The sequence below is a fragment of the Glutamicibacter nicotianae genome (assembly GCF_002797775.1).
Taxonomy (GTDB): Bacteria; Actinomycetota; Actinomycetes; order Actinomycetales; family Micrococcaceae; genus Glutamicibacter; species Glutamicibacter nicotianae.
In genome coordinates this window covers 3211323-3230163 of sequence record NZ_PGEY01000001.1, presented here as the reverse complement: position 1 = coordinate 3230163, position 18841 = coordinate 3211323, and the positions used below count along the sequence as shown (strand labels likewise).

The window sequence follows — 18841 nt, the reverse complement described above, 5'->3', positions numbered from 1 at the left end:
TGCCTTCTCAATCCACCACCGGAACCCGCTGGAAATCCCGGAAATTCCGGCAGATAATGCTCGGTTGGACCCATAGGGGCAAGGTGAGCCTAAATTAACCCCGGATAGGGTGGGAGACCGTCACCCTTGAACTCCACCGCGCCGCCTTCGGCGCGGATACCCACCGAGGAGCAACCCCCGTGCGTTCATCCGCTCGCAAATTCGCATCCCTGGCCGCCGCAGCGGCCCTCACCCTTTCGCTTGGCGCCTGCGCCGCAAACGGAACTGCCGCAGCAGACGGCTCTCCGGCCGCCGATTCCGCGGACACCGGCAGCTGGCCGCGCACGCTCACGGATGACGCCGGAAACGAGGTGCAGATCCCGGCCAAGCCGGAGCGCATCATCTCCACCACGGTGTCCACCACCGGCACCCTGCTGGCCCTGGATGCCCCGGTCGTCGGCTCCTCCACCGCCGCCATCAGCCCGCAGAGCGACGAGAACGGATGGTTCACCCAGTGGGCCGACGTGGCAGTCGAGCGCGATGTGGCACCGGTCTACCAGCTGGGCAACTTCAATCTGGAGGCCGTCGTGGCCCAGGATCCGGATCTGATCGTGGTCTCCACCTCTGGCGCCGACTCCGAAATGGACAACCTCGAGCAGCTGCAGTCGCTGGCCCCGACCTACGTGGTCAACTACGGCGACAAGGACTGGAAGTCGCTGGCCGAGGAGCTGGCCGAAGCCACCGGCACCGAAGCCAACGCCGAATCGATCGTCAGCGAATTCGACCAGCGCGCCGCCGAGATCAAGGAGAAGCTGGCCATCCCGGCCGGCAGCACCGCTTCGATCGTCTCCTACAACAAGGGCGCCGATTCCCCCGTGGGCAAGCAGAGCGGACCGCATTCGGCACTGATCGGCGCGATGGGCTTCGAGATTATCGAGCCTCCGGCCGAGTTCGACACCTCCGCCCAGAAGCGCGAGGACTTCGCCTTCACCAGCTACGAGGGCCTGTCCGAATCCGCCACCGGCGACTCGGTCTTCCTGATCTCCGCCAACGACAAGACCGCGAAGTCCTTCGCCGCGGATCCGACACTGTCCAACCTGCCATCGGTGACCAGCGGCAACATCTTCCCGCTGGCCAATTCCTTCCGCCTGGACTACTACTCCTCCAACGACATACTGGACTACTTCGAGAACGAGTTCCCGGGATTGAACGCGGGCAAGTAGGCCTCCGGCAGTGCTTCAAGAACGCGGTGCTCGCCGCCGGCCAAGGGTATCGCCCTGGCTGGCGGCTTCGGCCGTCCTGATGCTGCTGGGGCTGCTCTCCTGCGCGTTGGGCACCAAGAACATTTCCCTGGCCGAGTCCTGGGCCGCCCTGGCCAGCTTCGATGCGGGGAACAACGACCACCTGCTGGTGCGCGAGCTGCGCGTGCCGCGCACCTTGCTGGCCGTGGTGGTCGGTGCCGGGCTGGGCCTGGCCGGCGCGCTGATGCAGTCCATGACCCGCAACCCGCTGGCCGAGCCCGGGCTGCTGGGCGTGAACGCCGGTGCCGCCTTCGCGGTGGCCATCGCGATCACCCTCGGCGTCGTGCAGCCCGCCGGCTACATGTCCTTCGCCTTCGCCGGGGCGGCCGCGGCCAGCGTCATCGTCTACCTCATGGGCAGCCGCAGGCAATCGGGCAATGACGTGGTGCGCCTGGTGCTCGCCGGTGCCGGCCTGTCGGTGATGCTGATGGCCGTCACGCAGATCCTGGTCATCGGCGGCGGCACCGAAACCCATGAGCGCTTCGCCGCCTGGACCACCGGCTCGCTGCAGGGCCGCGGCTACGACGTGCTTCCGATCGCCGCGCTGGTGGTGATCACCGGCGCGATGATCGCCTTGGGCCTGTCCCGTTCGCTGGACGCGCTGGCCCTGGGCGAGGACAGCGCCCGCGCGCTGGGCGTGAGCCCAGCCCGTGCATGGCTGCTGTCCTCGATCGCGGTGATGCTGCTGGCCGGGGCCGCCACCGCGGCCGCCGGGCCGATCAGCTTCGTCGGGCTGGCCGCGCCGCATGCGGCGCGGATGCTCGTCGGGGCGCAGCACCTGCGCAGCCTGCCGCTGTCCATGCTGCTGGGCGCCGGGGTGCTGCTCATCGCGGATATCTCCGGACGGCTGGTAGCCGCCCCAATGGAAATCGGCGCCGGGGCGATGAGCGCCCTGATCGGCGCGCCGGTATTCATCTACCTGGCCCGGCGACGGCTGAAGGCAGGCAAATGAGCACCCGACCCCCCGCACGAGCGCGATTCACCCGCGCGCGCACCCGCCTGGTGCTCGGCATCCTGGCGCTGCTGCTGGCGCTCGGCGCGCTGCTGGCCATGGGCACCGGAACCATCACGCTGGGCCCGGGCCAGGTGCTCGGCGCACTGCTGGGCTCCGGCGATCCGAAGGACGTGCTGGTGGTGCAGAAGATCCGCGCCCCGCGAGTGCTCACCGCCATCGGCGTGGGCGCGGCCCTGGGCGCGGCCGGCGCCTGCTTCCAGTCGATCTCGCGCAACCCGCTGGGCAGCCCCGACATCATCGGCTTCACCACGGGAGCCGCGACCGGCGCCGTGGCGCAGATCGTGCTGTTCAACGCCGGCGCCTGGGCCACCGGCCTGGCCGCCATGGCCTGCGGGCTGCTCACCGCCGCTGCGGTGTACGCGCTGTCCTTCTCCAAGCGCACCACCGGCGGGCAGCGCCTGGTGATCATCGGCATCGGCGTGGGCGCCATGCTCGGCGCGGTGAACACCATCCTGCTCTCCAAGGGGGACGCGGACCTGGCCGCCCAGGCGAACCTGTGGCTTTCGGGTTCGCTGGGCGGGCGCAGCTGGGCTGATGCGGCGCTGGTGGGCTTGTGCCTGCTGGTGCTGCTGCCGCTGCTGATGGCGCACGGCCGGCACCTGACCCTGCTGGAAATGGGCGATGACACCGCCCAGGCGCTGGGTGTCAGCGCCGAACTGGTCCGCCGGATCACGATTTTCGCCGCCGTCTGCCTGACCGCCGCGGCCACCGCCGCCGCCGGCCCGATCGCTTTCGTGGCTTTGGCCTCTGGGCAGATCATCCGCCAGCTGATCGGCAACCGCACGGTGCCGATCTGGCAGGCAGCGCTCACCGGGGCGCTGCTGCTGCTCGCCTGCGACGTGGCCACCCAGCATCTGCCGCTGCGCGCGCAGGTGCCCATCGGGTTGGCCACCTCGCTGGCCGGCGGCCTCTACTTGCTCTACCTGCTCACCCGACCGAATACCCGAACCTGATTCGAGGAACAAATATGCCAGCCAATGAAATGATCGTCGAGGAGATAATCGACTACACCCCGCGCATGCGCCGGGTGGTGTTCCGGGGAGCCGGGGTGGCCGACTACCTGGCCTCCCCGCCGTGCGTGCCGAACATCAAGATCTATTTCCCTGCCCCGGGCAAGGCGCTGGACCAGCCCGGCGAGGACGAGCGCGGACGCTGGGTCTTCACCGGCGACCAGCGCTCGCGGGTGCGCACCTACACGGTGCGCTTCATGGACCAGCAGGCCTCGCAGCTGGCCATCGACTTCGTCCGGCATGGGGACGAGGGGCTGGCCAGCGCCTGGGTGGAGCGCATCGCACCGGGCGAGGTGCTCGGCGCCCTGGGCGGCGGCGGGCTGGTGCTCAGGCCCGGCGGCCATGCCCTGCTCTTCGGCGACGAGACCGCGCTGCCTGCCATCAGCGACACCCTGGAGCAGATGCCCGCCGACCAGCTTGGCCAGGTGTTCATCGAGGTGGCGGACGAGGACGAAATCCACCCGCTGGCCAAGCCCGAGGGCGTGCAGGTGCACTGGCTGCCGCGCGGCGGGGAGCCGGCGGGAAGCGCCGGGCTGCTCATCGAGGCGATGGACCGGCTGCAGCCGCCGGCCGGGCACGCGGACTTCTCCGGGGTGCACCTGTGGGTCGGGGCTGAATCCCAGGTGGTGCGCTTCGCCCGGAAATGGGCGGCCCGCGTCGGGATCGAGCGCGCCAACCGGCTGATCATCGGCTACTGGCACCAGTCGTTGGACGAGGTGGCCTACGGCAAGGACTCGGACCACGACCGGGTCAAGGACGAGATGGACTACGAGCGCCCGGGACATGAGCATGCCCATGCACACTGAGCGCGCCCAGCACGCCATGGCAGCACCGCAGGCCGGGGCCCGCGGCAACGGGGCGGCAACTCCGCGGGTGCGCGGATTCCTCGCTTCCCGGGTCAGCCCCGAGGGCATTGCCGCGCTGCCGGCGGCCCTGGCCGCAGGCAGCCTGGACTACCCGCTGGTCGACCGCTGCGCGGCGACAGGCGTTGGCGGCCAGGAGATGGTGCATGCGACATTCCTGTTCATCGACGAGCAGCCAGCGGATCCAGCGCAGGCGGTGATCCTCTCGGCCAATGCGCTGGTGGACCATGAGGATCTGGCGGCCAGCGAATTCGAGCAGGCCGGCGAGCGCCTGTGGAGCATTACCCTGCTGGTGCCTGCCGGCTGGGTCGCCTCCTACCGGATCACCGTGCACCGCGGTGCCGGCCCGGCCCCCTGGCATCAGGCAGCGGACCGCCGCGCGATCCGGCTGGCGGCAGATGCCGGAGGCCCCGATCCGCTGAACCCGCGGGGTTCAGCAACCATGAACGGCGCCGCGGTGTCGGTGTTCCGCGGCCCCCAGGCCACGGCCAACCCGCATCTGGCCCCGGCGGTTCCCGCCGCGGGGCACCGTGGCCCGTCACTGGGCGGCTGGGGTGCGTTCGAGGCCGGCACGCAGGGGTTGCCTCCGCGGGTGAGCCACCACCTCTTGCAGGACGAGAACTGCGGGCGCGAGCGCAGCGTGTGGATGTACCGGCCGCCGGGCAGCGAATCCGGCGTCCAGCAGGAACCGACCCCGCTGGTGATCGTGCATGACGGGGCTACCTGGGTGAATCACCTGTCCTTCGCCCAGAGCCTGGACAATGCCATCAACGCCAGGGCACTGGCGCCGGTGCACGTGATGTTCGTGGATTCCACCTCCATCCCCCTGCGCTCCGCCGAATTGCCGCACACCTCGGGCACCACCCGCTCGCTGGCGAGGCAGTTCCTGCCCTGGGCTCGCAACAACTTCAATGTGCGCGCAGATCGCGCAGGGACGCTGCTCACCGGCTCGTCCTTCGGCGGTCTTGCCGCCATGCTGGGGGTTCTGCATTACCCGGAGCTGTTCGGCAGGGCGGTGGCGCAGTCCCCCTCGCTGTGGCATACCGATATCTCCGCCCAGCTGCAATCACTGGCTCCGCACGTTGAGCTGGAAATCCAGGCAGGGCGCTATGAAACGCGCATTGCCGAATGCTGTGCGCAGACCCTCGGCGCCCTGCAAGGCGGCGACGCGGCACAGCGCATCCGGTACCAACTTATCTCCGGTGGCCATGACTGGGCCTGGTGGGCGCCGGAACTGCTTTCTGCGCTGGTCCGGGCCTTTCCCGCAAATGGCCACTGAGTGCAGCTGACGGCGGTTCTGCTCAATGAGCAGGGCCGCCGTTTTGCCTAGGCTGGTTATTTGGCACTGAGCACTTCTTCGAGCTCTTTTCCGCCAACAAGGATCCGGGCCTCGCCGGTACCGGCCGCGGTCATCGCCGTGTACTGGAGCTGACCGATAATGCGCGGATCATCGCAAGTGCCGCCGGAGCTCACGGTTCCGCTCAATTCGACGGTCACCGCATCGCCATCCACTGCCGATGAAACGTAGTCGAGGTCAGAACCGGCCAAGGCGTTGCGCAGCCCGGATTCTCCGAGCATTTCCTCCTCATCATCGAGCAGCGCGTCAATCGAGGCCTCAATTTGGTTGGTGAATTCCTCTGGCCCCGTTTCGGTCGCGACCAGCGAGTCGCCGCAGCCGATCTCCGGCCCTGCTTTCCCTTCATCGCCTACGGCAACATAGAACAGCGTCAGGGCCGCTGTAGTTGGCTCCGCGACGCTTGCCGCCGGCTCCGTGCTCTGCGCCGGTGTCGATGCGGCAGGGCTAGTTGGCGACGCCGAGGTTTCGGCGCCAGCGCTGGTTGGCGGCGCCGGGCTTTCGGCCGTCTCGCCACCGGGGCCTTGGCTGCAGCCGGCAGCGAGCATGAGCACCGCAAGAACGAGCGCCAGTGGCGCTGGGGAGGTTCGTTGAATTCGCATGGTGATTCCTCCTCGCCAGACTCGAACGAATGGTTTTCCTACCTTAGCCATGCGCGGTGAACCCAATCCAGCACGAATCCATTGCAGTTTGGCTCCTTTGCAGCCCCCAAGAGATCAGCTGGAAAGGACCGGACTAAAGTAGTTGACACGTCAATGATATTGAGTGATAATTGATGCATCAACCAAGTATTTGAAACGGGGAACACGCAATGACCGCCAGCGAGACTATCGAATTCGGCCTTGACACCTTCGGCGACGTGCCCAGCGACAAAACGGGCAAGCTGACAACCCACGCGCAGGGTATCCGCGCCACCGTCCAGGAGGCCATCGCGGCCGACCAGGCAGGCGTCGACGTGATCGCCGTAGGCGAGCACCACCGCCCGGAATACGCCATCTCCAGCCCCGAAACGGTACTGGCCGGCATTGCCACGGTGACCGAGCGGATCCGCCTCGGATCCGGCGTGACCGTGCTGTCCTCAGATGATCCGGTCCGCGTCTTCCAGCGCTTCGCTACCGTGGATGCGCTGTCCAACGGCCGCGCCGAGGTCATGCTGGGCCGCGGCTCGTTCACCGAATCCTTCCCGCTGTTCGGCTACGACATGGCCGACTACGAACTGCTCTTCGACGAGAAGATCGACCTGTTCCACAAGCTGCTCGACGAGAAGCCGGTCACCTGGCAGGGCACCAAGCGTGCGGCGCTGGTGGACATGGATGTCTTCCCGAAGACCGAGTCCGGCCGCCTGAACACCTGGGTGGGCGTGGGCGGCTCCCCGCAGTCGGTCATCCGCACCGCGCACTACGGATTCCGCATGATGCTCGCGGTCATCGGCGGCTCGCCCGAGCGCTTCGCACCCTACATCGATCTGTACCGCCGGGCCAACGACCAGTTCGGCCACGCAACCCTGCCGGTGGGCCTGCACTCCCCCGGCTTCGTGGCGGAAACCGACGAGCTGGCCCGCGAGCACATGTTCGACGCCTACAAGGAGCAGCGCGACCGCATCGGCTCCAGCCGCGGCTGGAGCCCGATGAGCCGCGGCGAATTCGAGCATGAGATCAGCGAAGGCTCGCTGTATGTCGGCTCGCCGGAAACCGTGGCGCGCAAGATCGCCAAGACCATCAAGTCCCTGGATATCGGCCGTTTCGATTTGATCTACTCCGGCGGCGCGGTGGAAGCCGGCGCCCGCCTGCGTGCCGTGGAGCTCTACGGCGAGAAGGTCATCCCGCTGGTGCGCGACATGCTCGCCCAGAGCTAGGAACGGATTCGCGAACATGCCTGAAGGAGAGAAAATGGCTCAGCAGACCATCGGCATCCTCGGTGCCGGGAAGATCGGCACGGTACTTGCCCGCCGCGCCGTGCAAGCCGGCTACAAGGTGCTCATCGCCGGCTCCGGCGACCCCGGCCCCATTGCCCTGACCATCGAGATCCTCACTCCCGGAGCGGTGGCCGTGGATCCGGAAACTGCCGCACGGGATGCCGATATCGCCATCTTGGCGCTGCCGCTGGGCAAGTACCGGAACATTCCGGCGGCCGCACTCGAGGGCAAGCTGGTGATCGATGCGATGAACTACTGGTGGGAAACCGACGGCATCCGCGAGGATCTGAACGATCCTGCGGTGTCCACCAGCACCCTGGTCCAGGACTTCCTGCCAGCCTCGCGGATCGTCAAGGCCTTCAACCACATGGGCTACCACGATCTGGAGGACGAGACCCGTCCGTCCGGCGCCGAGCGCCGCAAGGCCATCGCGGTGGCCGGGGATCTGCCCGAAGACGTTGAGCAGGTGGCACGGATTGTTGACGAGTTCGGCTTCGACCCGCTGCCCATCGGTTCCCTGGACGAAGGCTTGCGCCTGCAGCCTGGCCAGCCTGCCTTCGGTGCGAACAAGCCGCGCGCGGAGCTCGCCGAGCTGATCAGTTCCGCACAAATCCAGGCCTCAGCCTAGCTGCCCGAGCACCTCGTTCAGCGCCTCGGTGGACGAGGGATGGGTGAAGATCTGGTCGCGCAGTTCGGCAGCGCCTATGCGCTGCCGCATGGCCAGTGCCACCAAGTTGATGACCTCCTGGGAGTCCACGTGCATCAGCGCCGCGCCGAGGATCCCATCGCTGCGCTCATCGACGACGAACTTGATGATTCCCCGCGGATCACCAACGATCTTGGGGCGCGGCATTGCCGCAATCTCCGCAACTTTCTTCACTGCGATCCTGGTGTCCAGCCCTTGCTGCGCCGCCTGCTTTTCGCTCAAGCCGACGCGTGCCAGCGGCGGGGTGGTGAAGATGGTGTACGGAACGGCCACCCGGTCCTTGGTGCTGCGCGATCCGTCGCCCAGCAGCCGGTTGGCCAGCACCCGATGGTCATCAAGCGAGATATAGGTGAACTGCGGACCGCCATTGGCATCACCCACGGCATAGATGCCCGGAGCGCTGGTGGCCAGGAACTCGTCCACCACGATTTCCCCGCGGGAACCCGTTTGGACCCCGGCCGCTTCCAGGCCCAGGCCGGCAGTGTTCGGCACGCGCCCCAGCGCGATCAGCACCGCATCGGACTGCAACCGATGCACCTCGCCCTCGCGTTCATAGCTGACGGTGGCATTGTGCTCGTCCTGGCTGATTGAGCGCACCGAGGCCGAGCTGATGATCTCGGCTCCCGCATCTTCCAAGCACCCCTGGACCTCGGCGGCCACATCCGCATCTTCCTAGGACAGTGCACGGCTTCCGCGATCCAGCACCGTGACCTTTGATCCGAACTGGGCGAACATCGACGCGAACTCGATGCCGACATATCCGCCGCCCACCACGGCCAGGGTCTTGGGCAACGGGGCGTGCTGGATGGTGGTGGAGTCATGCACCCGCCCGCCGATCTGCGCGCCGTCGATTTCCGGGACTGCAGGGAGGGCGCCGGTGTTGATGATGATCGTTTCTGCGCTCAGTTCCAGCTCTTCTGAACCGGCATTGACCTTGATGCTCTTCGGCCCGGTGAATGCAGCCGTGCCGTTGACCACCAGCACCGAGTCCAGCTCGTCAAGCATGGAGAAGTTCTTGGCGCGCATCTTGGCGGTGAGCTTGTCCCGGCGATCGACCGCCGCGTCGAAAATCTGCTGGTCATATCCGCTGCCGTCCCGGTTTTCGGCATCGTGGATCAGCGCCTTGGTGGGGACGCAACCGATATTGATGCAGGTGCCGCCGTACATCTGGGAAGACTGCTCGATGATTGCCACGCGCTGGCCTGCCCGGGCCAATGTGCCGGCCAGGGTCTTGCCGCACTTGCCCCACCCGATGATTATCGCGTCGAGCTTTTCGTCCACGCTTGCTGAATCCACGGCAAACCCCTCGCTGCTGAAACCTTCTTTCCAGCACGAGTCTTGTTCCCGCGGGCCGCTTCCGTCAACACTTCACGGATCTTCCCCAGCGGCAGACAGAAGCGCTGGGCATGCCACTTGTGGGAACTGCCATGAGCGTCTGAGTTCGGGATGCTTTCCATCGGAGGATTCTGGGACCTTATGGGACTCCGGATTGGAAAACTAGATCTTCTTGACGATGGAAGACTTCAATTCCATCTGCCCAAAGCCATCGACCTTGGCGGCGATGTCATGGTCGCCTGAACCCTGGACCAATCGGATGCCGCGGACCTTGGTTCCGGCTTTCAACGCGCTTTGCGCACCCTTGACCTTCATGGTCTTGGTGATGCTGACGGTATCGCCGTCCTGCAGCACATTGCCGACAGCATCCTTGATCACAGCTTCGGCGGTTTCAGTGTGATCGGCCTCGGCATTCCATTCATGCGCGCACTCTGGGCAGACCAGCAGGGCATCCATTGCGTAGGTGTATTCGCTGGAGCAATCAGGGCACGGTGGCAAGGTATCAGACATGGGGCTAATTTTAGTGACCGGATCTGCTTATTGTCGAATGAATCGAATATCGAATAATCCGCGGAAAACCGCGGTAGAAATGGCCAAGGCGCCAGGCGCATAGAGCTTGGCGTTCTGCAGATTAAAATGACTTGTTTTCCATGCCCGATATCCCCCATACTCAGGCATACAGGCGGGTGCTCACACCGGCCGGGTTAGGGGCACACCATGTCTAAGCATCACAAGTACAAGAGCTACGGTCCGCAATACACGGTGACACCTAGGGAAGGGTTCACCCTGGAAGTCCTGGCCCAGGCAGAAAAGGCTGGAGCGAAGGCCGGATACGCGGTGGCCAAGGAGCAGTTATACCGGAATATTGGCGACAACTCGGTGCTCAACGAGCAGCAAACCGACGAACTGCTGGCAGCTGCCGAACGTGCCGGTGCCGCCGCAGCGCTCGCCGCTGCACGCAAAATCCTGGATAAGACGCTGCGCACCTCTTTCAAGCACTACCACCACCCGCCGGCGCAGGCCTCGCCCGCCCCTCTTGCTCCGCCACCCGCAGTCCCTTCGGAAACGCGCAGCTACGCAGAAGCCTATGAGGAGCCCCTCGCCAGGCACACCCCTGCCCTGGGATATCAAGAACCGCCAAGGAAAAAGGTTGATCAGCACGTTCTGACGATCACCCGGGTAGAGCGGCTGAATGACCAGATGGTGCGCATCATCGCCGGTGCCCCAGATCTGGATGGCTACCGTTCCAATGGAGCAATCGACGAATATGTCAAAGTCTTTGTCGCTGATCCTACGCTTGGACTCGAGCCTCCCTATGATTTGCGGGCCTTGCGACAACGCCTGCCCCGCGAACATGTCCCACGTTCCAAGTCGTACACGATCCGATGGATCGACGCGCTGGTCCCGGAAATCGCTATCGACTTCGTTGCTCATGGCGAGCCGGGCACCGTTGGCCATTGGGCTGGAACGGTGCAGCCCGGGGCTCCGCTGGTCATTTCGCCATCGCGCAGCAAGTCCTCGCTGTCGCTGAACGCCGACTATTATTTGCTGGCAGCGGATGAAGCCGGCATCCCGGCGATCTGCAAGGCTCTGGAAGCATTGCCCGCCGATGCGCACGGCATAGCGCTGCTCGAGGTTGCGGATCAGAACGCAATGTTTGACGTGAAACATCCTCCTGGAGTTGATTTACGCTGGTTGCCACGCGATGGCATTTCGGCGGGACGCAGCACATTGCTGGCCGATGAGCTCCGTTCCCTGCCACTGCCTCATCTTCGGATTGGGTTAATCGCTCATGCAGAGCGTTCCGCGGTCAAGGAGATCAGCCACGTTGCCCGGCACTGGCACCTCGACAAGCGTTCCACCCATATCTCCTCATATTGGACCCTCCGTGAAGAGAGGTTGCGCCGCTAAAGACCAGGCTGCATGCGCGCGGGCATCGGCAATGGCTCTTCCGCGGCTCCCCTGCGCAAGAAGCAGCGGTTTACGCAGTCAACGTGATCCGCTTGTTCTTGCGCCAAGGGGCGTGCCTGCGGCTGGGGAACATAAAATGGGTTCGGAAAGAGATTTCGAGTAATACATTGCCGTCATATGCCGCCTGGCCAGTTTTTGGCCATCGGCCCAGGAGAACTTTAGTGCGCCCCAGCTTGTCACGAATCGCAGTTGCCTTGTTCATCAGCGCATTAGCCTTCTCCCTTGGCTCGTGCGCGACGACACCTGCCGAGCCAGCGCGGGATACGGGCACAGCGGCATTTGACGTCGGGCACTGGCCTCGCACGTTCACGGATTCAATGCAGAACACCGTAAGGATTCCGGCAAAACCTGAACGCATAGTCTCGACCTCGGTAGGGCTTACGGGCTCTCTGCTGGCCCTGGACGCGCCGGTCATTGCCAGCGCGACGGCACCGGAAGGACCAGGCGCTGATCGCGACGGCTTCTTCAAGCACTGGGCTGATGTTGCCTCGGCTCGCAAAGTCGATCCGCTCTATGAAGTTGGAAAGTTCGATCTGGAAGAAATCACTGAGCAGAAGCCTGACCTCATCATTGTGGCGGCGACAGGCGCAGACTCCGAATTAGGCAAGATTGGTGCGCTGCGAAAGATTGCACCAACCATTGTCTTGGACTATGCGGATAAGGATTGGAACGAACTTTCAAAACTGCTGGGGGAAGCCACCGGCACCGAAGACAAGGCACAGCAGAACACCGCAGCCGTTGCCGAACGGATCTCAACACTGAGAGCGAAGCTGTCAATCCCTTCCGGAACCACCGCCTCGCTCATTTCCTATGCTGCCCGTGGCACCTCTCCGATCGCCAAGGCCGCCGGGCCGTACGCGCAGCTGCTGAGCGGACTCGGCTTCACGATGGTTTCAACGCCAAAGCAGTTCGACACGTCCACGCAGCCAAGGGAGGATTTCAGTTTCGTCAGCTACCAAGACTTGCCAGCGGCGCTCACTGGCGATGCCACCTTCCTGCTGGCGGCGAACAAGAAAACCGCCATGGAGTTTACCGCGGATGAATCATTAGCCCAGCTGCCTTCGGTGCAAAGCGGCTCCGTCTTCCCGCTCAGCGCCCCGCACCTGCTGGATTACTACGCAGCCCAGGAGATCCTGGACTATTTCGAGCACGATTTCCCAGAGCTGAGTTCTTCCGAGCTTGAATAGCAGCAGTCTCTTATGCCTGTGCATTCAAAGTCACGCCACCACACGAAGCAGGCACGGCTAAATCGTCAGCCCCACTGCCTATAGTTCAAGTCAGAGGCATTTTCATGCTCAAGCACCGGCCACTTTTAGGAGTAGTACCACCGCATGCGTCTGCTGCGTCGCACCTTAGCGTTTTTCACCCTCGTATCCACTCTTGTACTCAGTTCGTGCTCTTCACTGGATAGCGCAGAGTTCCCTCCCCTGCCTGATGCGCAAGGCGCACCTGCCCCAAGCACCGCAGTGCAACGTGAGATCTATGCGGAATCCCTCGAACTGCTCGACGAAATTGCTGTGAAGGGCCGCGCGCCGAAAACCGGCTACGACAGAGCAAAGTTCGGCAAGGGGTGGAAAGATCCGGACCGCAATGGATGCGACGCGCGCAACGACATCCTGTCGCGAGATTTGGTGGACGTGACCTATAAGTCGGCCGCTCGACCCTGCGTTGTCCTGAGGGGACGGTTCGATGATCCCTATACGGGCAAGACCATTGAATTCAAGCGTGGCCAAGGCACCAGCACCGCGGTGCAGATCGACCATATTGTCGCGTTGTCCGATTCCTGGCAAAAGGGAGCGCAGGGCTGGGATGCCGACACCCGACTGGAATTTGCCAACGACCCGTTGAACCTGCTGGCTTCCGATGGGCCGACTAATGCCGCTAAGGGCGACAAGGACGCCGCATCGTGGCTGCCGCCGAACAAGAATTTCCGCTGCGACTATGTCTCGCGGCAGACCCAGGTAAAAGCCAAATACGGAGTTTGGATGACCAAGGCAGAGCACGCCGCGATCGGGAAACTGCTGAATTCCTGCATCTAGCAGCCAAGCAGCTTTGCCTGCATCAATAGCCGGACACAGGATATCCCAAGGTAATATCCACCTTAAGGCCTATCGTAAAGTCGATGGATTTGTGGCAAGATGGATGTTATTCAACACGATAGCGATTATGTTCTGCGATCGCTTGGCCTAATCCTCCACTGCAAAGGCGCATGATGAAGACACGAATTCCCGGAGTCCTCCTGCTGGTTTCCAGCGGATTCATCTTCTCTTTTGCCCTGAACACCGCGCAGCGCGATACGGCCACTGCCTGCTGGGTCGTCTCCACCCTCATGTTCATTGGAGCAGCGATGCTGCTGCTGAAAGCGATTGTTGCCTCCTCCACCGTTACCGCGGGAGACCCTCCGCGAAAGCGTCGGCAATAGTTGCAAACTTCCATTTCCAGAAGCAACCTCTCGGCCTATGGCTGGGAGGTTGCTTCTGTTGAATAACCGCCAGAACTTGTACTTCTGCACCTAAATTTAACGCTAAAGCATCGACATGTTCATTCAGATGCGATAGACATATACCTTGTCACACTCGTCACATTTAGGAGTACCCATGTCTGCATTCAGGCAGATAAGCAAACTCGGTCTCGCCTCGCTGGCGACGATTTCGCTGGCGGCCGGCGGTGCCGCAGCAGCCCAGGCTACGTCCACGCAGAGCCCATCTTCTTCCGCAGCCGCGAATGCCGCAGCAGTCACCGTGGACCTAGTCGGCATCAACGACTTCCACGGGCGCATTTCCGCAGACAGAAGCTCCGCCGGTGCTGCGGTGCTCGCCGGCGCCGTTGATGAACTGCGCGCAGAAAACGAGAACACCCTGTTCGTCTCTGCTGGGGACAACATTGGCGCTTCGACCTTCGCTTCCGCGTCCCAGGATGATGAACCAACCATCGCGGCGCTCGGTGCCGGCGGCCTGGATGTCTCGGCAGTAGGCAACCACGAGTTCGACAAGGGCTTTGCTGATCTGGGTGGACGCGTCATCGACAGCTACGCTGATTCCACCGGTGAAAACGGTGCAGACTTCGCATTGGGCGCCAATGTCTATGAAAAGGGCACCAAGACTCCTGTCCTGCAGGAATATGCGATCCGTGAAGTCTCCGGCGTTTCCGTGGGCTTCATCGGCACCGTTACCGAGGACATGCCCTCGCTGGTTTCCCCAGCCGGCATTGCCGATCTGGATTTCGGCAGCGAACTGGAAGCAGCGAACCGGGTAGCAGCCCAGCTCTCCGACGGCGATGAAGCGAATGGCGAGGCCGATGTGGTGGTGCTGCTGACCCATAATGGTTCCGCTGGCGACAAGTGCGCTGATATTGCTGCCGAAGACAGCACCTATGGCAAGCTCATCCGCGAAGCCAGCGATGAGATTGACGCGATCTTCTCGGGCCACACCCACCAGTCCTACGATTGCGACATCGCGGACCGCCCAGTGATCCAGTCCCACCAGTACGGCACCACCTTGGGCAAGGTTTCCCTGCAGGTGGATCCCGAAACAGGCGAAGTCACCGAAGCCGGCACCGAACTAATCGCCTTGGCCACCGAGGGCGCCGACGGCGAATGGGCGGGCAACTTCGAGGCCAACGCCCAGGTCGCAGAAATCGTCAGCAACGCTGAAGCCGAAGCCGAAGTGGTCGGCAGCGTGAAGATCGGCGCCATTTCCGAAGACATCCTGCGCGGCGGCGAAGAACCAGGCTCAGACCGTGGAGTCGAATCCACCCTGGGCAACACCGTAGCCGACATCCACCTGTGGGCCACCTCGAACGACGACTTTGCCGGGGAACCAGCCGAGATCGCTTTCATGAACCCGGGCGGCCTGCGTGCCGACCTGCTCTACGGCGAAGACGGCACCGTGTCCTACAAGGACGCGGCCGAAGTCCAGCCATTCGCCAACACCCTGATCACCTTCAACCTCACCGGAGCGCAGATCCGCGAGGCGCTGGAGCAGCAGTGGCAGCCGGCTGGCTCGGAGCGCTCCAAGCTGCATCTGGGCATTTCCGAGGGACTGTCCTACACCTACGTTGAGGAAGCCGCCCAGGGCGAGCACATCAAGGACATCACCTTCAAGGGCGAGCCGCTGGACGAGGAAGCAACCTTCCGGGTCGCGGCTAATGCCTTCCTGGCCACCGGTGGCGATAACTTCATCGCCTTCGCGGACGGCACCGATCACGCCGACTCCGGCCAGATCGATTTGGACGCTACCGTGAACTACTTCAAGGCGCACGACGTTGTCGAGCCGGCTCCATTGGGCCGCTCTGTCCTGCTCGAAGAGGAAGAGCCAACTCAGTCGCCGGTTCCTTCGGATGACCCGACGGAGGATCCAACCGAGCCAACCGCTTCGCCGGAACCATCTGAAGATGCGACCGACGAGCCCACCGGAGAGCCAACCAGTTCGCCAGAGCCAACTGGGGATGCAAGCGAATCCCCAGATGCTTCTGACGAGCCAAAGAAGGACTCCCCGGATCAGAACACCGATGATCTGGCCGACACCGGCTTCAACGCCAGCTGGATCGGCATCATCGCCGGTGTGGTTGTCCTGGCCGGCATCGCCTTGATTCTGGTACGCCGCTTCGGCAACAAGGCCGGCCGCTAAGGTCCACAGGCAAAGGCAAAGGGAAGAACCGCTGAGGTTCTTCCCTTTGCCTTTATCCCGGTAAATTAATCGATGACCAATTCGCCCATGGAATCCCAGCCCTCGCCATCCACCTTGCGGGAGACGATCTTCGGGGTGGAGACCAAGTGTGGCCGCATGGATTCAAGACCTGCAGCGAAGTGCGCCGAGTTCACATGTGCCGCAGCGGCCTCGTCATCACGGAAGGCCTCGACCAGCACGAATTCGTTGGGGTCTTCGACACTCACGGACCAGTCGAAGAAGATGTTGCCTTCCTCGGCGCGGGTAGCCGCGGTGAATTCAGCGACCTGATCCATGAAGGTCGGGGTTGATTCTGGCTTTACCTGGTATTTAACAACGATGAAGTACATGCCTCTAGTCTATGCTCCCCTTGTTAATTGTGCCTTGCAGGCGGATGTATTCTTTGTCCCTCCGGGGCATGCCGTCGACCACCAGATCATAGGAATCCTCGATGAGTTCACGCATCAGGTTCGGGTCGAGTCCAGCACGCACGGAATTCCAGTGCTTCTTGTTCATGTGATAGCCCGGGGTGATCTGCGGATGCTCGCTGCGTTGCTGGTCAGCAAGGGCAGGCTCGCATTTCAGGTTCAGCACCAATTCACCATTCAGGTGCATGATCAGCCCGAACATCTTGCCTTTGCCAGGATCCCTGCCCGCCACCTTGAATACGGTGCTCTCAGGGCCAAAAGGATAATCGGCATAAGCGCACGGCATGCTCAGGCACAGCTGCGCCCACGCATTTTCCAGTTCATCTTGAGCAGCTGATATTGCCATCAATTCCTCGCTATCGGAATGGGTACTCAATCTTAGGGCAGGTATCCATCACCACGTCCAATCCCGCGTCCTTGGCCCGCTGGGCAGCGGCTTCGTCGATCACGCCGAGCTGCAGCCACACCGCTTTGGCGCCCACGGCGATCGCCTGGTCAACGATGTCCCCCGCCTTGGAGGAGTTCACGAAGCAATCCACCACATCGATGGGTTCTGGGATATCAGCAAGCTTTGCGAATCCCGGTTCGCCCATCACGGTTTCCCCGCTCAATGACACAGGAAAAATCTTCATCGACAGCTCGTCGCGCAGGAACCGTGCGATGGAAGGAGCCACGCGAACGGGATTATTGGTCAGGCCGACAACGGCCCAGCGTCCCGGTGTGCTCAACAGCCTGCGGATCGTCTCTGGATCATTTACGTGATGGGTGTCCATGCACGACACCCTACCGCGTTGCCGGCGATTCAGCTTCCGGGTATCAAAGAAAGACCAGTGGCCCGGACCCATCCATGCCACTGGCCTTTCAAGCTTGCGGAATTCAGTGCTGCAGCTGCGCTGCTTTCTGGGTGGATGCTGCGCTGTTCTGCGTGAACGCTCCGCGGTATTGGGCCGCCGGATGATTTTCCGGAAGCTTGTCCCCGTGGCCGAACACCTTCTGCCGCAGGCTCCCCGGCGTGTACCCGGTTTGCGCCAGGCCGCGGCGACGCAGCTCCGGAAGGACGCCTTCGATGAAGTTGTCATAGGATCCGGGCAGTACGTGGTTCATGATGTTCAACCCATCAATCCCCGCGTCCTGCCATTGTTCCAGCTCATCAACGATCTGTTCCGGAGTACCGACGATCTGCTGCGCCTTGGCGCGGTAGTGCGCCAGGTCGCGAAGGGTTGGGTTGCGTCCCGGTGTCGAGGCAAGCGCCGCTTCCAGCACGCCTTGGGCGCCTTCGGTCTTCACATCCCCCAGCGGGGTATCCAGATCCAGTCCACCCAGATCCACTCCGATGCCTCCGCCGATGTGGGCGATGATGGCGTGCGGATCCAGGTACTGGTCGTATTCAGCTTCAAGGGCCTTGGCTTCAGCTTCCGTGGAACCGACCACGAAGGACAGTCCGGCGAAGACCTTGATGTCTTCGCGGGTGCGGCCAGCGGCCTGCAGGTTGCTGGTCAACTGCGCATTCTTCTTCGCCACATACTGCGGGTGCGGGGCGAACAGGAACGTTGCCTCCGCATGCGTCGCGGCGAATTGGGAACCGCGTGGCGAAGAGCCTGCCTGGAATAGGAATGGGGTGCGCTGTGCGCTGGGCAGAGCCAGATGCGGACCATCGATGGAGTACAGCTCGCCACGATGGTTGATCTTATTGACCCGAGCAGGGTCGGCGAAGATGCCCGACTCCTTGTCGGCCAGCAGCGCGTCGTCCTCCCAGGACCCTTCCCACAGCTTGTAGGCCGCTTCCACATATTCCTCGGCCCAGGCGTAGCGGTCATCGTGCGCGACCAGGCTCGCACCGCCGAAATTGCGGTGTGAGTTCTCCAGCACGCTGGTGACGATGTTCCACGCCACGCGGCCCTGCGACAGGTGATCCAAGGTGGAGATCTGCCGCGCAAACTGGAATGGGTGGGATTGGATGACCGAGCTGGTCATCGCCAGGCCAATGTCCTTGGTGGTAGCGGCCAGCGCGGAGAGCAGAACCATCGGGTCGTGGCTGGGCACCTGCATGCCCTTGCGCATGTGGGAGGCCCAGCCGCCTTCGTGGTCGCCGTAGAGGCCCACCACGTCGGCGAAGAACAAGTTGTCGAACTTGGCGTCTTCCAGCTTCTTCGCCAGGTCCACCCACAGATCCAGCTCGTTGAACTTGTGCTGCTGCGCCTCGGGGTGGCGCCACATGCCGCCGAGGATGTGGCTTGAGGTGTTCATGAGGAAGGCCGACAGCAGGAAGCGCGGCCGGGATTCGAAGGTTCCCATGG

General features: G+C 63.2%; 19 protein-coding genes and 1 pseudogene. 12 read left to right on the top strand and 8 right to left on the bottom strand.

Going from position 1 to position 18841, the window contains the following annotated elements:
* The first annotated feature begins 179 nt into the window (after positions 1-179).
* From fepB (ATK23_RS15040) to ATK23_RS15020, 5 genes are read left to right on the top strand one after another with little or no spacing between them, the layout of a single operon-like run.
* Positions 180-1202 carry a Fe2+-enterobactin ABC transporter substrate-binding protein gene (fepB, locus tag ATK23_RS15040; protein ID WP_066143702.1) on the top strand — a complete coding sequence of 341 codons (1023 nt, stop codon included), beginning with the start codon at positions 180-182 and terminating at the stop codon, positions 1200-1202.
* A 10-nt stretch (positions 1203-1212) separates the two neighbouring features.
* Complete coding sequence (locus ATK23_RS15035; RefSeq protein ID WP_066143699.1) at positions 1213-2232, top strand: FecCD family ABC transporter permease; 1020 nt, start codon at positions 1213-1215, stop codon at positions 2230-2232.
* Positions 2229-3248 carry a FecCD family ABC transporter permease gene (locus ATK23_RS15030; protein WP_066143696.1) on the top strand — a complete coding sequence of 340 codons (1020 nt, stop codon included), beginning with the start codon at positions 2229-2231 and terminating at the stop codon, positions 3246-3248. The genes ATK23_RS15035 and ATK23_RS15030 overlap by 4 nt, the downstream gene beginning before the upstream one ends.
* A gap of 14 nt (positions 3249-3262) precedes the next feature.
* Positions 3263-4111, top strand: a complete 849-nt coding sequence (locus tag ATK23_RS15025; RefSeq protein ID WP_066143694.1) for a siderophore-interacting protein — start codon at positions 3263-3265, stop codon at positions 4109-4111.
* Positions 4095-5447, top strand: coding sequence for an alpha/beta hydrolase-fold protein (locus ATK23_RS15020; RefSeq protein WP_167550525.1), 1353 nt, complete (start codon positions 4095-4097; stop codon positions 5445-5447). Before ATK23_RS15025 ends, ATK23_RS15020 begins: the two co-directional genes overlap by 17 nt.
* A 56-nt stretch (positions 5448-5503) precedes the next feature.
* Here the strand turns inward: ATK23_RS15020 and ATK23_RS15015 are convergent, their stop codons facing one another.
* Positions 5504-6124: a GerMN domain-containing protein gene (locus ATK23_RS15015; RefSeq protein WP_245858453.1), complete on the bottom strand. Its 621-nt coding sequence runs from the start codon at positions 6122-6124 to the stop codon at positions 5504-5506.
* Positions 6125-6333: 209 nt separating this feature from the next.
* Between ATK23_RS15015 and ATK23_RS15010 the strand changes: the two genes are divergently transcribed.
* Positions 6334-7377 (top strand): LLM class flavin-dependent oxidoreductase, encoded by a 1044-nt coding sequence (locus ATK23_RS15010; RefSeq protein ID WP_066143690.1) that lies wholly within the window; start codon positions 6334-6336, stop codon positions 7375-7377.
* Positions 7378-7393: 16 nt separating this feature from the next.
* Positions 7394-8065, top strand: a complete 672-nt coding sequence (locus ATK23_RS15005; protein WP_083515673.1) for an NADPH-dependent F420 reductase — start codon at positions 7394-7396, stop codon at positions 8063-8065.
* Here the strand turns inward: ATK23_RS15005 and ATK23_RS16755 are convergent.
* From ATK23_RS16755 to ATK23_RS14995, 3 genes and pseudogenes are all read right to left on the bottom strand, one after another.
* Positions 8057-8416 carry an oxidoreductase dimerization domain-containing protein gene (locus tag ATK23_RS16755; protein WP_322787552.1) on the bottom strand — a complete coding sequence of 120 codons (360 nt, stop codon included), beginning with the start codon at positions 8414-8416 and terminating at the stop codon, positions 8057-8059. The two genes, ATK23_RS15005 and ATK23_RS16755, sit on opposite strands and share 9 nt — an antisense overlap.
* 84 nt (positions 8417-8500) lie before the next feature.
* Positions 8501-9424 (bottom strand): annotated as a pseudogene (locus tag ATK23_RS15000) (FAD-dependent oxidoreductase); the annotation flags it as partial.
* A 216-nt stretch (positions 9425-9640) separates the two neighbouring features.
* Positions 9641-9988, bottom strand: coding sequence for a zinc ribbon domain-containing protein YjdM (locus ATK23_RS14995; RefSeq protein WP_066143687.1), 348 nt, complete (start codon positions 9986-9988; stop codon positions 9641-9643).
* A gap of 207 nt (positions 9989-10195) precedes the next feature.
* On the opposite strand from ATK23_RS14995, the gene ATK23_RS14990 reads away from it, so the two are divergent.
* The 5 genes from ATK23_RS14990 (at position 10196) to ATK23_RS14970 (ending at position 16077) form a co-directional block, all read left to right on the top strand.
* Positions 10196-11389 (top strand): siderophore-interacting protein, encoded by a 1194-nt coding sequence (locus tag ATK23_RS14990; RefSeq protein WP_083515672.1) that lies wholly within the window; start codon positions 10196-10198, stop codon positions 11387-11389.
* Between the two features lie 83 nt (positions 11390-11472).
* A complete protein-coding gene (gene fepB, locus ATK23_RS14985) occupies positions 11473-12636 on the top strand; it encodes a Fe2+-enterobactin ABC transporter substrate-binding protein (RefSeq protein WP_157801666.1) in 1164 nt (387 codons plus the stop codon).
* A 144-nt stretch (positions 12637-12780) separates the two neighbouring features.
* Positions 12781-13488: an HNH endonuclease family protein gene (locus tag ATK23_RS14980; RefSeq protein ID WP_066143678.1), complete on the top strand. Its 708-nt coding sequence runs from the start codon at positions 12781-12783 to the stop codon at positions 13486-13488.
* A 170-nt stretch (positions 13489-13658) separates the two neighbouring features.
* On the top strand, positions 13659-13871 hold the full coding sequence (locus tag ATK23_RS14975) for a hypothetical protein (protein WP_100339297.1): 213 nt from the start codon (positions 13659-13661) through the stop codon (positions 13869-13871).
* Positions 13872-14046: 175 nt separating this feature from the next.
* Positions 14047-16077 (top strand): 5'-nucleotidase C-terminal domain-containing protein, encoded by a 2031-nt coding sequence (locus ATK23_RS14970; protein ID WP_083515670.1) that lies wholly within the window; start codon positions 14047-14049, stop codon positions 16075-16077.
* Between the two features lie 65 nt (positions 16078-16142).
* Here ATK23_RS14970 and ATK23_RS14965 read toward each other — a convergent pair whose 3' ends face one another.
* From ATK23_RS14965 to ATK23_RS14950, 4 genes are all read right to left on the bottom strand, one after another.
* Entirely contained in the window at positions 16143-16466 is a 324-nt protein-coding gene (locus tag ATK23_RS14965) for a putative quinol monooxygenase (RefSeq protein ID WP_038991945.1), read from the bottom strand.
* 4 nt (positions 16467-16470) lie between these two features.
* Complete coding sequence (locus tag ATK23_RS14960) at positions 16471-16890, bottom strand: MmcQ/YjbR family DNA-binding protein (protein WP_066143674.1); 420 nt, start codon at positions 16888-16890, stop codon at positions 16471-16473.
* A gap of 10 nt (positions 16891-16900) precedes the next feature.
* Positions 16901-17317, bottom strand: coding sequence for a CoA-binding protein (locus tag ATK23_RS14955; protein ID WP_038991947.1), 417 nt, complete (start codon positions 17315-17317; stop codon positions 16901-16903).
* 103 nt (positions 17318-17420) lie between these two features.
* Positions 17421-18839, bottom strand: coding sequence for an NtaA/DmoA family FMN-dependent monooxygenase (locus tag ATK23_RS14950; RefSeq protein ID WP_066143671.1), 1419 nt, complete (start codon positions 18837-18839; stop codon positions 17421-17423).
* Positions 18840-18841: the final 2 nt, after the last annotated feature.